The organism is Pseudomonas oryzagri (assembly GCF_020831405.1).
In the GTDB taxonomy this organism is placed as follows: Bacteria; Pseudomonadota; Gammaproteobacteria; order Pseudomonadales; family Pseudomonadaceae; genus Geopseudomonas; species Geopseudomonas oryzagri.
The window spans coordinates 190,417-203,115 of record NZ_JAJHPU010000015.1 but is presented as its reverse complement, the minus strand read 5'-3'; the positions used below and the strand labels follow the sequence as shown (position 1 = coordinate 203,115).

The following is a 12,699-nucleotide window of genomic DNA, read 5'->3' as shown; positions in this document are numbered from 1 at the left end:
AATGGACAACGTACCGCCGATCCCCGCGCCGCGTGGCGCCCTGCGTCGCGCCCTGGCCGAGTGGGCGCAGGACGAGGGACGCGTGTGGGCCTTCGTGTTCAAGGCGCTGCTCACCGCCTTCCTCGCCCTGTGGCTGGCCTATCGCCTGGAGTTGCCGCAGCCGAGCACGGTGCTCGCCACCGTGTTCATCGTCATGCAGCCGCAGAGCGGCCAGGTGCTGGCCAAGAGCTTCTACCGCATCGTCGGCACCCTGCTTGGCCTGACCGTGATGGTGCCGCTGATCGCTCTGTTCGCCCAGGAGCGCGTGCTGTTCCTGCTGTGCCTGGCGCTGTGGATCGGCCTGTGCACCGCGGGCGCCGCGCGCTATCGCGACTTTCGCGGCTACGCCTGCGTGCTGGCTGGCTACACCGCGGCGATGATCGGCCTGCCGGCCATCGCCCATCCGCAGGGCGCCTTTATGCAGGCGCTGTGGCGGGTGCTGGAGATTGGCCTGGGCATCCTCTGCTCGGGGCTGGTCAGCGCGCTGCTCTTGCCGCAGACCAGCAGCGCCAGCCTGCGCACCGCGCTGGCCACGCGCTTTCGCGACTTCGCCGGGTTTGCCGCCGCGGGCCTGGCCGGCCAGCTCGACGCGGTGCGCGTCGAGCAGGTCAACGCGCGCTTCGCCGCCGAGGCGGTGGGGCTCGACAACCTGCGCAACGCCGCCGGCTTCGAGGACCCGCACATCCGCCTGCGCAGCGGCCGCCTGGCGCGCCTGAACAACGAATTCATGGTGCTCACCACCCGCTTTCACGCGCTCTACCAGCTGCTGCAGCGCCAGCAGGGCGAGGCCGGCGTTCTGATCCGCGCCGCCCTGCAACCCTGCCTCGACGCGGTCGCCGCGCAGCTGGCGCCGTTCGGCCAGCTGCTCGCCGACGAGGCCGACCTCGCCCGCCTGGCCGAGCGCTTGACCGGCGAGCGCCACCGCCTGATGCAGACGATCCGCGACGGCCGCCGCCAGCTCGCCGCGCTGGACGATATCGACGCCGAGGCCGCGCTGCTCGACTTCGATACCGCCGCCGAGCTGCTCTACCGCTTCGCCGACGACCTGCTCGGCTACGCGCACACCTACGCCTCGCTGCGCGAGCACCGCCACGCCCGCGAGCAGTGGAAGGACAGCTTCACGCCGCGCGCCAACGGCCTGGCGGCGGCGGTGGCGGGGATGCGCAGCGCACTGTTGATCCTCCTGCTCGGCACCTTCTGGATCGCCTCGGCCTGGCCGAGCGGCAGCACCTTCGTGCTCACCGCGGCGATGGTTTCGGCGCTGGCCTCCACCGCCGCCAACCCGCGCCGGCTGTCCTGGCAACTGCTCGCCGGCGCCAGCGGCGCGGCGCTGTACGCCGGTTTCCTGCAGTTCTCGGTGCTGCCCTGGCTGGACGGCTTCGCCCTGCTGTGCAGCGCGCTGGCGCCGCTGTTCGCCCTCGGCGCCTGGCTGCTCGCCCGGCCGGCGCGCACGGGCTACGGCGCCGGCCTGTTGCTGTGGTTCTGCATGCTCGGCCTGCCGGCCAACCTGACCGTCTTCGATCCCTACCGGCTGTTCAACGAGTACCTCGCCGCGCTGCTGTCGATTGGCCTCGCGGCGCTGGCCGCCACCCTGATCCTGCCGCCCGACCGGCCCTGGCTGTGGCGCAGCCTGGAGCGCGACCTGCGCCAGCGCGTGGTGTTCGCCGTCGGCGGCAAGCTCAAGGGCCTGGTCGCCGGCTTCGAGAGCGGCACCCGCGATCTGTTCAACCAGGCCTACGGCCTCGCCGCCGGCCGCCCCGCGGTGCAGCGCCGCCTGCTCGGCTGGCTGTTCGCCGTGCTGGAGATCGGCCACGCGCTGATCGAGCTGCGCCAGGAGCAGGCGCGCCTGCCGCTTGATGCCTGCTACGCCGAGGACATGCCCTGGCGACAGAGCATCCGCGCCCTCGGCCGCGCCCTGGTGCGCCTGTTCATCCAGCCCGACGAAGGCAACCGCCAGCGCGCCCTGGCGGCGGTCGAGCAGGCCATCGCCGCGGTGCGCCAGACCCCCGAGGAACGTCCGCCGCAGTTCGACACCTCGCCGCTGCGCCGGGTGCTCAGCTACCTGCACTTCGTGCGCAGCTCGCTGCTCGACCCCAATTCGCCGCTGGCCGATGCCGCGGCCAGCCCCTAGCCCATGCCGCCGACCCCGGCAAGCCACCCCACAGGCCACCCCATGCCCCGCGAGATCGCCCTGTTCGGCGTCTACCTGCCGAACCTGACCCTGCTGTTCCTGCTCACCCTGGCCGGCGGCTGGGTCATCGACCGCCTGGTCGCCTGGTGCGGGCTGTACCGCCACGCCTGGCACCCCACGCTGCTGCGGGTCAGCCTGTTCACCTGCCTGTACGGCGCCCTGGTCCTTTACGTCTACCATTGAGCCCTGCCCGAGAACCCGCCAATGCCCTGGAAGAGAATCGTCAGCGTCGTCTTCACCCTGCTGGTCTTCGCCGCCGCCGTGTGGCTGGTGCGCAGCATGTGGCTGCACTACATGGACGCGGCCTGGACCCGCGACGGCCGGGTGCGCGCCGAGGTGATCAACGTCGCCCCCGATGTCGCCGGCCTGGTGGTCGAGGTGGCGGTGCACGACAACCAGACGGTGAAGCAGGGCGACCTGCTGCTGCGCATCGATCCCGAGCACTACCGCGCCGCGGTGCAGGAGGCCGAGGCGCTGGTGGCGGCGCGCCAGGCCGCGCTGGCGATGCGCGAGGACAACGCCGCGCGGCGCGCCGATATGGACGAGCGGGTGGTGTCGCGCGAGAGCCGCAACGACGCCGGGCATCTGGCCGCCCGTGCCCGCGCCGACCTGCAGGAGGCCCGCGCGCAGCTCGACGAGGCGCGCCTCAACCTCAAGCGCACCGAGGTGCGCGCGCCGGTGGACGGCTACGTCACCAACCTCAACCTGTTCGCCGGCGACTTCGCCGAGCGCGGCGAGGCCGCGGTGGCGCTGGTCGACAGCCACTCCTGGTACGTCTACGGCTACTTCGAGGAAACCCGCCTGCCGCTGATCCGCGTCGGCGACAAGGCGCAGATGCGCCTGATGAGCGGCGAGGAGCTGAGCGGCCGGGTCGAGGGCATCGCCCGCGGCATCTACGACCGCGACAACCCGGAAAGCCGCGAGCTGACCGCCGACGTCAACCCGACCTTCAACTGGGTGCGCCTGGCCCAGCGCGTGCCGGTGCGCATCCACCTCGACCCGCCGCCCGAAGGCGTGCTGCTCGCCGCCGGGCTGACCTGCACGGTGATCATCACCCCGCCGACCGGCGAGCCGCGCGCGGTGCCGCAGCGCTGGTAGGGCGCGCGCGGACGCCGGGCCCGGCGTAGGGTGGACAACGGCGCAGCCTTGTCCACCGGGCGCGGCCTCGGTGCGGCTTGGCAGCCTGGGAGGCTGGCGAGGCAGGGACGCGGAGCGTCCCGGGTGGCGTTCTCCCGCGGGAGCGTGGGAACGATCAGGATCACGACTGGGAAGCCGCGCGCGGTGCCGCAGCGCTGGTAGGGCGCACTCGGACGCCGGACCCGGCGTAGGGTGGACAACGGCGCAGCCTTGTCCACCGGCGCCTCAGTGCGCCGCCGGTTTCGGCTCCGTGCCGAGGCTGCCGCGGGCGCTTTCCCAGCCGCCGCCGAGGGCAAGGAACAGCCCCACCTCGTCTTGGCTCAGCCGCGCCTGCGCTGCCGCCAGGGCGGCTTCGGCCTCGGCCAGGGTGCGTTCGGCGTCCAGGCTGTCGAGGTAGGTCAGGCGGCCTTCCTGGTACAGCCGGCGGTTGTACGCGGCGGCGTCGCGCGCGGCGTCGCGGGCCTGGCGCAGCGCCTGGCTGCGCTGGATGTCGTGGGCGTAGTGGCTGAGCGCGGTCTGCGTCTCGCGCAGCGCGCCCAGCACCACGCCGTCGAAGCGCGCCAGGGCGGCGCCGGCGCCGGCCTCGCTGGCGCGGATACGCGCGCGGTCGACCTCGGTGGGGATGTGCCAGGAGATATGCGGGCCGAGGTTCCAGAAGCGGGTGATCGGGTCGCCGATGTGATCGAGCATGCCGGTGTAGCCGAGGCCGGCGCCCAGGCTGATCTCGGGATACAGCATGGCGGTGGCCACGCCGATCCGCGCGGTGGCGGCGGCCAGTTCGCGCTCGGCGGCGCGCACGTCCGGGCGGCGCATCAGCAGCGCGGCGCCGTCGCCCACCGGCAGCGCTTCGGCCAGTTGCGGCGCGTGCGCGCAGTCGGCCACGCCGGCCGGCAGGTCGCCGGGGGTGCGGCCGAGCAGGGCGGCCAGGGCGTACAGCGCGGTGGCCTTCTGCGCCTCGAACGGCGGCAGCGCGGCGCGCAGCGTCTCGGCCTGCGCGCGGGCGCGCGCCACGTCGACCTGGTTGCCGCGCCCGCCGGCGAGCAGGCGGCTGGCCACCTCGAGCTGGCGCAGCTGGATCTCCAGAGACTCGCCGGCGATCGCCAGTTCCTCGCTGGCGTGACAGGCGCCCAGGTAGTTGCCGACCACCTGGGCGACCACGGTGATGCGCGCGGCGTCCAGCGCCGCCTGGCTGGCCTGGGTGCCGGCGGCGGCGGCCTCGGTGGCGCGCTGCAACTTGCCGAACAGGTCGAGCTGGTAGCCGACCTCCAGGCCGACATGGCCCAGATCCATCACCGGAATCTGCTCGGTCTCGCCCAGGCCCTCGCTGGAGATCTGCCCGCGGCCGACCGTGGCCTCGCCGCCGACTTCCACTTCCTGGGCGTGATGGGCCATCTGGTACTGCTCGTAGGCGCGGCGCAGGTTGTGCCAGGCCAGGCGCACGTCGCTGTTCTTGGCCAGCGCTTCCCTGACCAGCGCGTCGAGCTGCGGGTCGCGGTACAGCTGCCACCAGTTTTCGGGCAGTTCGGCCTGGCTGACCCGGGCGTTGCCGGCCAGGTCGAAGGGCGCCTCGGCCTGCGGCTTGCGGATCGCGGCTTCATCCGGCACCCGGTAGTCCGGGCCGACCGCGCCGCAGGCGGCCAGCGCCAGGCTGAGAGCAGCGATGGCGAAACGGGGCAGCGCGCTCATCGGCCGGCCTGCCGGGCAGCCACCGGCTGCTGTGGGGTCGGCCAGGGCTGCACGCTGAGGGTGGCGGTGCGGCCGACCACCAGGCGGATGTCCGCGGGCGCGCTGTCGATGCTCACCCGCACCGGGATGCGCTGGGCCAGGCGCACCCAGTTGAAGCTCGGGTCGATGTCCGGCAGCAGGCTCTCGCCGCGGTTGCGGTCGCGGTCCTCGATGCCGGCGGCGATGCTCTGCACGTGGCCGCGCAGGTGGCCTTGCTCGCCCATCAGGACGATGTCCACCGGCTGGCCGATGGCGATGGCGTGCAGCTTGGTTTCCTCGAAGTAGCCCTCGACGCGCAGCGAGCCGGTGTCGACGATCGACAGCACCGGGGTGCCGGTCTTCACGTAGTCGCCGACCCGCACGGTACGGTCGCCCACGTAGCCGTCGACCGGGCTGAGCACGCGGGTGCGCTCGAGGTCCAGCCGCGCGGTGGCGAGCGCCGCCTCGGCGGTGGCCAGCGCCGACTCGCCGCGCTGCACCAGGGTGTCGCCTTCCTCGACCGTCTCGGCGGCGATCAGATCCTTGAGCACGCGGTTGCGCCTGGCCTCGCGGCGTGCCTGGTCGAGCTGGGCGCGGCGTTCCTTGACCAGCGCCTCGGCCTTGCGCACCGCCAGCTCGAAGCGCGCGCGGTCGATGACGAACAGCGGCTGGCCGCGGCTGACCTGCTGGTTGTCGCGCACCAGCAGTTCGGTGACCAGCCCGGAGACGTCGGGGGCGACCTGGATGATGTCGGCGTGCACGCGGCCGTCGCGGGTCCACGGCGCCTTCATGTAGTAGTCCCACAGGTGCAGGCTGACGAGGCTGGCGGCGGCCACGGCGACCAGGGTCAGCAGCACGGAGCCAAGATTGGGGAGCCAGTTCTTCACGATCGGATTCCGGGGGCGAGGGTGAACAGGGCGCCCAGCACCAGCACGTACAGGGCGAGGTTGAACAGCGGCGGGTGCCAGACCCAGCGGTAGACGCCCAGGCGCGCGAGCAGCGCGCGCAGCAGGCTCTTCACCGCGTAGGCGGCCAGCAGCAGGAGCAGCAGGCTCGGCACGAACACGCCGTAGAGATCGAAATGACCGTTCATGCGGGCACTCCAGCGGGGTTGGCGGTGGGGAGCGAGGCGGGAAGCGCGGTGGCCGGCGCGGGATACAGCGCCAGCTGCAGGCCGGCCAGCGCCTCGGCGGCCTTGTGCGCCGGCGCGCCGGGCAGCGCGAGCAGCGCCGTCAGGCCGGTTTCCAGCTGCCCGGCGAGGCCGGCCGGCAGCGGCAGCTGGCGGCGTGCGGCGGCGCAGGCGGCGAAGTAGCCGTGCAGGCTGGCGAGCGGCGGCTCGACCTGGCGGCGGATGGCCGCCGGCAGGCTGCGCTGCAGGTCGAGCAGGCGGAAGCACACGCGCAGGTCGCGAGTGAGGTCGGCCAGCGCCAGGCCCGGGTCGCTGACCTGGCCCAGGCGCGGCAGCAGCTGGCTGGTGCGGTCGATCGTCCGCGCGGCGACCCGGTCGGGGTCCTCGGCGCGCGCGCCGCGCGCCAGCTCGCCGAGGTCGTGCCAGGTGGCGCGGGCCAGGCGGCGCGCCGCCCACTCGGCGCCGAACGGCTTGCTCAGCCGCGCCCAGACCAGGGCCAGCAGCAGGCCGAGCACGTTGGACAGGGCGACGTCGGCGAACAGCGGGAAGTCGGCACGGTAGCTGTCCTGCAGGGTCAGGGCGGAGATGGTCTGCACCGCGAACAGCATCACCGCCATGTTGAACTGCGGTCGCCCGGTGAGGGTGCCGGCGAGCAGCAGCGGCACCGCCAGGGCGATCGCCAGCATGGCGAAGTCGTGGACGAAGGGCAGCACGCCGAACAGGTAGAGGCCGGCGGCGGCGGTGGAGATCAGCGTCCACATCAGGAAGGTCTGGATGAACGGCGCCGGGTTGTCCTGGCCGGCGAAGAAGCAGCCGACCACCGCGACCATGAAGATGCCGCTGAAGCCGTAGTCCCAGCCCAGGGCGATCCACAGCAGGCAGGCGACGAACACCGACAGGCCCACCGAGGCGGCGGAGAAGGCCGAGAGGCCGAAGTCGAAGTGCTGCGGCGCGCCGACCAGCTGGCGCACCTTGTAGCGCAGCGCCGGCGCCGGCCCCGGATGATCGGTGAAGCTCGCGCGCAGGTGCAGGCAGTCCTGCCAGAGGTCGAGCAACTGGCGCAGCTGGCGCATCGCGCCGGCGATCAGCAGCGCCTGCGCGGGCGGACGGTCGTCCAGCCAGGCTTCCAGGCGCTTGCTGTGCTCGCGCAGCTGCCGCGCATCCTCGGCATCGCCGTGCTGCAACCAGGCGCTCAGGCGCTCGAGCAGCTCGGTCAATTCCGCCGGTAGCTCGCCGAGCTGCGCCTGCAGGCGGCGCAGCGGGTCGAGCAGGGCGTCGACCTGCGGCGGCAGGATGGCCAGGCGCGCGCGGAACTCGCGGGCGTGGCGCGCCGGCAGGTGGCTGGCGCTGTCGTAGGACAGCTGCACGATCAGGCCGTCGAGGGCCATCACGTCGGCGAGCAGCGTGTGCAGCGCGCGCGGCGCGGCGCCGGCGGACGGTTGCAGGGTCAGGCCCTGGGCGATCCAGCGTCGCGCGTCGCCGAGCAGGGCGTCCATGCGCGCGCCGAGCACCGGGGCGATGCGGCTGGGCCAAAGCACGGCGTTGACCAGCGCGGCGCAGGTGATGCCGAGGAGGATCTCCACGCTGCGCGCCAGCGCCACGGCGAAGATGGTCTGCGGATGCTCGACCTGGCCCATGGCGATCAGCGGCACCGTGTAGGCCGCCAGCATGAAGATGTAGCTGCGCGGCGTGCGGTCGAGCAGGGAGAGGAACAGCAGCGTGCCCACCCACAGCGCCACCGCCAGGCTGAGCAGCACCGGCTGGTGCACCAGAGGCGGCACCATGGCCACCGCGGCGGCGGCGCCCAGCAGCGTGCCGAGGGCGCGGAACAGCGCCTTGGAGCGCGTCGCCCCGGACAGCGGATGGGACACAACGTACACCGACGCCATGGCCCAGTAGGGGTTGTCGAGGGGGATCGCCAGGGCGATGTAGAGGGCCAGCAGGGCAGCCAGCAGGGCCTTGCCCGAATACAGCCATTCGCGCCAGCTAGGGAGGTTCATGGGCGGGTGTGGCTCGGCGGCAGGGAACGGGAGCGGGGAACGTATGGGGAGTGCATGACGCTATTAAAGCGGACGGCGGTTGCACAAACGGCACGATGAACAGGACAATTCGTGCAGATCGCACCAACGGGCCGGCGAGCGTCCGGCGCAGTACCGCGAGAGGCCCCGATGAAAGGCAAGCGCATCCCCAACTACGCCCTGTACGGGCAGTCCGCCAGTCCGCTGTGGCACGACCTGCTGCACGTCGAGTGGATCCACGAGCGCAGCCTGCTGTACCGCGGCGAGATCGAGCCGCACCGCCACGACGCGCTGGTGCAGATCCTCTATGTGCGCAGCGGCTCCGGCGCGCTGAGCGTCGAGCACCGCCGCTTGGCCTTCGCCGCGCCCTGCGTGATCGTCCTGCCGTGCGGCGTGGTGCACGCCTTCAGCCACAGCCTGGACACCGACGGTCTGGTGATCACCGCCGCGCACCGCCCGCTGGAGTCGATGGCGCGCATCGCCTCGGCCGAGCTGCCGGCGCTGCTGCAGCGTCCGGCGCTGATCCCGCTGCCCTGGCCGGCGGACGGCTCCGAGCCGCTGTGGCCGCTGCTGCAGCTGCTCGAACAGGAGGCCGGCAGCGAGGCGCCGGGGCACACCGCCGCCGGCCTCGCCCTGCTGGTCACCCTGCTGGTGCACATCGCCCGCCTGGCCCAGCCGGGCGGTGGCCTGCCGCACGCCGGCAGCGGGCGGCGCGCCGCGCTGCTCGGCCAGTTCCGCGAGCTGATCAACCGGCATTTTCGCCAGCACTGGTCGCTGGAGCTGTACGCCAGCCACCTGGGCATCAGCGCCGCCCAGCTCGGCCGCATCTGCCGCGAGGAGGTCGGCGAGTCGGCCATGGAGCTGGTCAACGCGCGCCTGATGCGCGAGGCGCAGCGCCAGCTCGCCTACTCGGAGCTGGAGGTCAAGCAGATCGCCCACGACCTCGGTTTCAGCGACACCTCCTACTTCAGCCGCTACTTCCGCAAGCAGGCCGGCATCCAGCCCGGCGCCTTCCGCGAGGCGTTCCGCACCGCCGAACCGGCCGGGCGTCCCGCCTGAGCGGCGTTCGCCGTCGGCAATCAGCGCCGGGCGCAATCGGCTGAAGCAGCGAAGCGGAGGGGGTGAGCGGGCGCGCCTGCGGTTACTGCGCTGCAACGTGGCCGGGGGTGAACGGCGCCGCGCGCGACGCCGGGAAGTTCCCGGGCATTGTTGCCGAATCAGGAACAAGTCCCTGTATGCATTGGCGGTGTAACCGTCCCGTCACCCTTCCTAGAATGCGCACGCCTTCCAGGCAAAGGCATTGAGGGCCGGCGCCATGCCCCCCTTGTTGTGTGCTGTGCAAAAAAACTTCGGCGGCCCCGCCGGGGCTGCCGAAGCCTCTCCGATGCAGTGACTCTTTACAGGTAATCGTGAAATGAAAGCGTGGGCCTTGCTGGTTCTGGCCGGGGTTTCGTGCGTGTCGCTGGCTGGCGAACAGCCGGTGGCGAATGAACGGGAACAGGCGAACGTCGAGCACTACCAATACGGTATGGAGCTGGACGTCGCCCGGGTGATCAAGTCGGCCGAGGCGCCCAATACCTGCAGCGTCGAGCCGGTGCAGATGGTCTACGAAGACCACCAGGGCCAGCGCCACACCCTGGAATACCTGGTGTCCGGCACCGGCTGCAGCGGCGGTTGACGGACGGGGGCGTCTGCTCCCGCCCCCTTTTCCTTGGCGCAGGGCAGGGAGGTCCTGCGCGTTTATTTGCCGGCTATCCGCCTTGCATGGCACGGCAGGGCAAGCGCCTGAATGGCTTCCGAGCCTGCTCGGTCCGCTGTAGGGGCGAATTTATTCGCCAAGACACCCCGCCAAGGCGAATAAATTCGCCCCTACAAAGCGAAAATTGCGCGATGCAGGATGAGCGGGCGGACGGTTGTTGCCGAAGTTGCCGCGATGGATGTCGCGGCAACTCTCCTCAATTCACCTGGGCGATCCAGTCGTTGAGGTTGTAGTAGTTGCTGATGCGCGCGACCTTGCCGTCGCGGATCTCGAAGAAGGCGCCGGCCGGCAGCACGTAAGTCTGGCCGTTGGCCGGCGGCAGGCCCTCGTCGTCGGCCAGGTACTCACCGTGCACCACGAACTCGGCGGCGGCGCGGCGGCCGTCGGCGCTGGTCATGATCGCGATGTCGGCGAGACGCTCGCGGTAGCAGCGGTTCATCTTGACCATGAATTCGGCGAAGGCGGTCTTGCCGACCTGGCGCTCGCCCTGGTTGATGTCGTGCACCACGTCGTCGGTGAGCAGGTCGAGGAAGGCGGGCATGTCGCCGGCGTTGAAGGCGGTGTAGTAGGCCTTGAGTACTTCGGCTGCGCTCATGGGCAATCTCCTGTCGCGAATCGGGCTGAGCCTGGGCTGCCGGCATGATAGGGTTTCCCCAGGGGCTGCACATAGCCAGCCACGTCCTCTTCTATCGACAGAACGTCTTCGCCATGGAAATCCGCCTGCTCCAGGGCGCGGCCATCGCCTCGCACATCGAGGACCTGGCGCGCCTGCGCATCACCGTGTTCCGCGAATTCCCCTACCTGTACGACGGCAGCCTGGCCTACGAGACCGAGTACCTGGCCACCTACGCCGCCGCGCCGGACAGCCTGTGCGTGCTGGTGCTCGACGGCGGGCGGGTGGTCGGCGCCTCCACGGCGCTGCCGCTGAGCGACGAAACCGAGGAGTTCCGCCGGCCGTTCCGCGCTGCCGGCCGGGACTGCGCGCGGGTGTTCTACTTCGGCGAGTCGCTGCTGCTGCCCGAGTACCGCAACCGGGGCCTGGGCGTGCGCTTCTTCGCCGAGCGCGAGGCCCACGCGCGGCGTCTGGGGCGGTTCGACTGGTGCGCCTTCTGCGCGGTCCAGCGTCCGGCCGACCACCCGCGGCGGCCGGCCGACTACCAGCCGCTGGACACCTTCTGGGCCCGCCGCGGCTTCCGCCACCACCCGGAGCTGCGCACCGAATACCATTGGCAGGACCTCGACGAGGAGGCCGAGTCGGCCAAGCCGATGTCCTTCTGGCTCAAGGAGCTCAACCGATGATCCGCGTCGCCGCCTGCCAGTACGCCATCGAGCTGCTGGAAACCTGGGAAACCTACGCCGCCCACCTCACCGCGCTGTGCGAGGAGGCCGCCGCGCAGGGCGCGCGCCTGCTGCTGCTGCCCGAGTACGCCGGCCTGGTGCTCTCCGGGCAGCTGCCGCCGGCGCTGCGCGGCGACCTGCACGGTTCCATCGCCGGCATCCAGCCGCTGCTGCCGCAGTGGCTGGGGCTCTGCGCGGGACTGGCGCGGCGCCTGAACGTCTACCTGCAGCCCGGTTCGCTGCCGGTGCTCGACGCCGACGGCCTGTACCGCAACCGCGCCTTCCTGTTCGGCCCCGAGGGCCTGCTCGGCCACCAGGACAAGCTGGTGATGACCCGCTTCGAGCGCGAGCTGTGGCAGATCGCCGGCGGCGCGGGCCTCAAGGTATTCGACACGGCGTTCGGCCGGCTGGGCATCCTGATCTGCTACGACAACGAATTCCCGCTGCTCGCCCGCACCCTGGCCGAGGCCGGCGCCGACCTGATCCTCGCGCCGAGCTGCACCGACACCGAGGCCGGCTTCCACCGAGTGCGCATCGGCGCGCAGGCGCGCGCGCTGGAGAACCAGATCGCCGTGCTGCAATCGCCGACCGTGGGCCTGGCGCCCTGGTCGCCGGCGCTCGACGAGAATATCGGCCGCGCCGCGCTCTACGTGCCGTCCGACTACGGCCTGCCGCCCAGCGGGGTGGTCGCCGAGAGCGCCGAACTGTGCCCGGCGCGCAGCCAGTGGCTGGTCGCCGATCTCGACCTCGGCCAGGTGCGCCGGGTGCGCGGCGAAGGCCAGGTGCTGATCCGCCGCGACTGGCCGGAGCAGTTCGACCCGGCGCGGGTATTCCTCAGCTCGCCCGAGTGACCCCGGGGAAACGCGCGCGGAACGCCTCCGGCATGGGCGTCACCTTGCTGGCGCGATAGTCGAAGAACACGAAGCCGTTCTTGGCCAGGGCGATCAGCGCGCCGTCGTCCGGGCGGCTGACCCGGTAGGTGATGTCGCCGCCGTACTTGTTGAAGTCCATCACGCCGACCTCGAACAGCAGCTCGTCGCGAGCGAAGGCCTCGGCCTTGTACAGGGTGGCGAGATCGGTGACCACGATGCCCAGGCCGTTCTCGTCGCCGGCATCGTCGATGCCCTCGGCGAACAAAAAGCGCGAGCGCGCCTCGGAGAGCATGGAGACCAGCGCGTCGTTGCCCAGGTGCTGGCCGGCGTTGATGTCGGTGCTGCGCACGGTCATGCGCGTGGAGAAGCGGAAGCCGTCTTCGGGGAGTTCGAGCTGCAGGCGGGCCATGGGCGATCCTCGCGTGATGGGGTGTGCCGAGTCTAAGCGGCCCGCGCGCGGTCCGGTAGACGCGCGCCGGCTCGCCATCCGCGCTGCGCCGCCGGAGGCAATC

The 12,699-nt window shown here is 71.7% G+C and carries 13 protein-coding genes; 7 read left to right on the top strand and 6 right to left on the bottom strand.

Annotated elements, in window-relative coordinates; genetic code table 11:
* Position 1: 1 nt before the first annotated feature.
* Genes LMJ29_RS04275 through LMJ29_RS04265 form a run of 3 tightly spaced genes read left to right on the top strand, consistent with a single transcriptional unit; the run spans position 2 to position 3,328 of the window.
* Positions 2 to 2,170 (top strand): FUSC family protein, encoded by a 2,169-nt coding sequence (locus LMJ29_RS04275; RefSeq protein ID WP_229604269.1) that lies wholly within the window; start codon positions 2 to 4, stop codon positions 2,168 to 2,170.
* Positions 2,171 to 2,212: 42 nt separating this feature from the next.
* Positions 2,213 to 2,413, top strand: a complete 201-nt coding sequence (locus tag LMJ29_RS04270; RefSeq protein ID WP_090351472.1) for a DUF1656 domain-containing protein — start codon at positions 2,213 to 2,215, stop codon at positions 2,411 to 2,413.
* A gap of 21 nt (positions 2,414 to 2,434) precedes the next feature.
* Positions 2,435 to 3,328: an efflux RND transporter periplasmic adaptor subunit gene (locus LMJ29_RS04265; protein WP_229604268.1), complete on the top strand. Its 894-nt coding sequence runs from the start codon at positions 2,435 to 2,437 to the stop codon at positions 3,326 to 3,328.
* 264 nt (positions 3,329 to 3,592) lie between these two features.
* On the opposite strand, the gene LMJ29_RS04260 is transcribed toward LMJ29_RS04265, so the two are convergent.
* From LMJ29_RS04260 to LMJ29_RS04245, 4 genes are read right to left on the bottom strand one after another with little or no spacing between them, the layout of a single operon-like run.
* Positions 3,593 to 5,053: an efflux transporter outer membrane subunit gene (locus tag LMJ29_RS04260; protein WP_229604267.1), complete on the bottom strand. Its 1,461-nt coding sequence runs from the start codon at positions 5,051 to 5,053 to the stop codon at positions 3,593 to 3,595.
* The gene (locus tag LMJ29_RS04255; protein WP_229604266.1) at positions 5,050 to 5,958 is read right to left on the bottom strand and encodes an efflux RND transporter periplasmic adaptor subunit; all 909 of its coding nucleotides are present in this window, start codon (positions 5,956 to 5,958) and stop codon (positions 5,050 to 5,052) included. The genes LMJ29_RS04260 and LMJ29_RS04255 overlap by 4 nt, the downstream gene beginning before the upstream one ends.
* Entirely contained in the window at positions 5,955 to 6,164 is a 210-nt protein-coding gene (locus LMJ29_RS04250; protein WP_229604265.1) for a DUF1656 domain-containing protein, read from the bottom strand. The genes LMJ29_RS04255 and LMJ29_RS04250 overlap by 4 nt, the downstream gene beginning before the upstream one ends.
* Positions 6,161 to 8,200, bottom strand: a complete 2,040-nt coding sequence (locus LMJ29_RS04245) for an FUSC family protein (RefSeq protein WP_229604264.1) — start codon at positions 8,198 to 8,200, stop codon at positions 6,161 to 6,163. The genes LMJ29_RS04250 and LMJ29_RS04245 overlap by 4 nt, the downstream gene beginning before the upstream one ends.
* Positions 8,201 to 8,368: 168 nt before the next feature.
* On the opposite strand from LMJ29_RS04245, the gene LMJ29_RS04240 reads away from it, so the two are divergent.
* Positions 8,369 to 9,277, top strand: a complete 909-nt coding sequence (locus LMJ29_RS04240) for a helix-turn-helix domain-containing protein (RefSeq protein ID WP_229604263.1) — start codon at positions 8,369 to 8,371, stop codon at positions 9,275 to 9,277.
* Positions 9,278 to 9,632: 355 nt separating this feature from the next.
* Positions 9,633 to 9,896 carry a DUF2790 domain-containing protein gene (locus tag LMJ29_RS04235; RefSeq protein ID WP_229604262.1) on the top strand — a complete coding sequence of 88 codons (264 nt, stop codon included), beginning with the start codon at positions 9,633 to 9,635 and terminating at the stop codon, positions 9,894 to 9,896.
* Positions 9,897 to 10,173: 277 nt separating this feature from the next.
* Here LMJ29_RS04235 and LMJ29_RS04230 read toward each other — a convergent pair whose 3' ends face one another.
* On the bottom strand, positions 10,174 to 10,572 hold the full coding sequence (locus LMJ29_RS04230) for a ketosteroid isomerase-related protein (RefSeq protein ID WP_229604261.1): 399 nt from the start codon (positions 10,570 to 10,572) through the stop codon (positions 10,174 to 10,176).
* A gap of 113 nt (positions 10,573 to 10,685) precedes the next feature.
* On the opposite strand from LMJ29_RS04230, the gene LMJ29_RS04225 reads away from it, so the two are divergent.
* Together LMJ29_RS04225 and LMJ29_RS04220 are read left to right on the top strand one after the other, a co-directional pair.
* A complete protein-coding gene (locus LMJ29_RS04225; protein WP_229604377.1) occupies positions 10,686 to 11,276 on the top strand; it encodes a GNAT family N-acetyltransferase in 591 nt (196 codons plus the stop codon).
* On the top strand, positions 11,273 to 12,166 hold the full coding sequence (locus tag LMJ29_RS04220) for a carbon-nitrogen hydrolase family protein (protein ID WP_229604260.1): 894 nt from the start codon (positions 11,273 to 11,275) through the stop codon (positions 12,164 to 12,166). Before LMJ29_RS04225 ends, LMJ29_RS04220 begins: the two co-directional genes overlap by 4 nt.
* Here LMJ29_RS04220 and LMJ29_RS04215 read toward each other — a convergent pair.
* Positions 12,150 to 12,596 carry an acyl-CoA thioesterase gene (locus tag LMJ29_RS04215; RefSeq protein WP_229604259.1) on the bottom strand — a complete coding sequence of 149 codons (447 nt, stop codon included), beginning with the start codon at positions 12,594 to 12,596 and terminating at the stop codon, positions 12,150 to 12,152. The two genes, LMJ29_RS04220 and LMJ29_RS04215, sit on opposite strands and share 17 nt — an antisense overlap.
* Between the last annotated feature and the right edge of the window lie 103 nt (positions 12,597 to 12,699).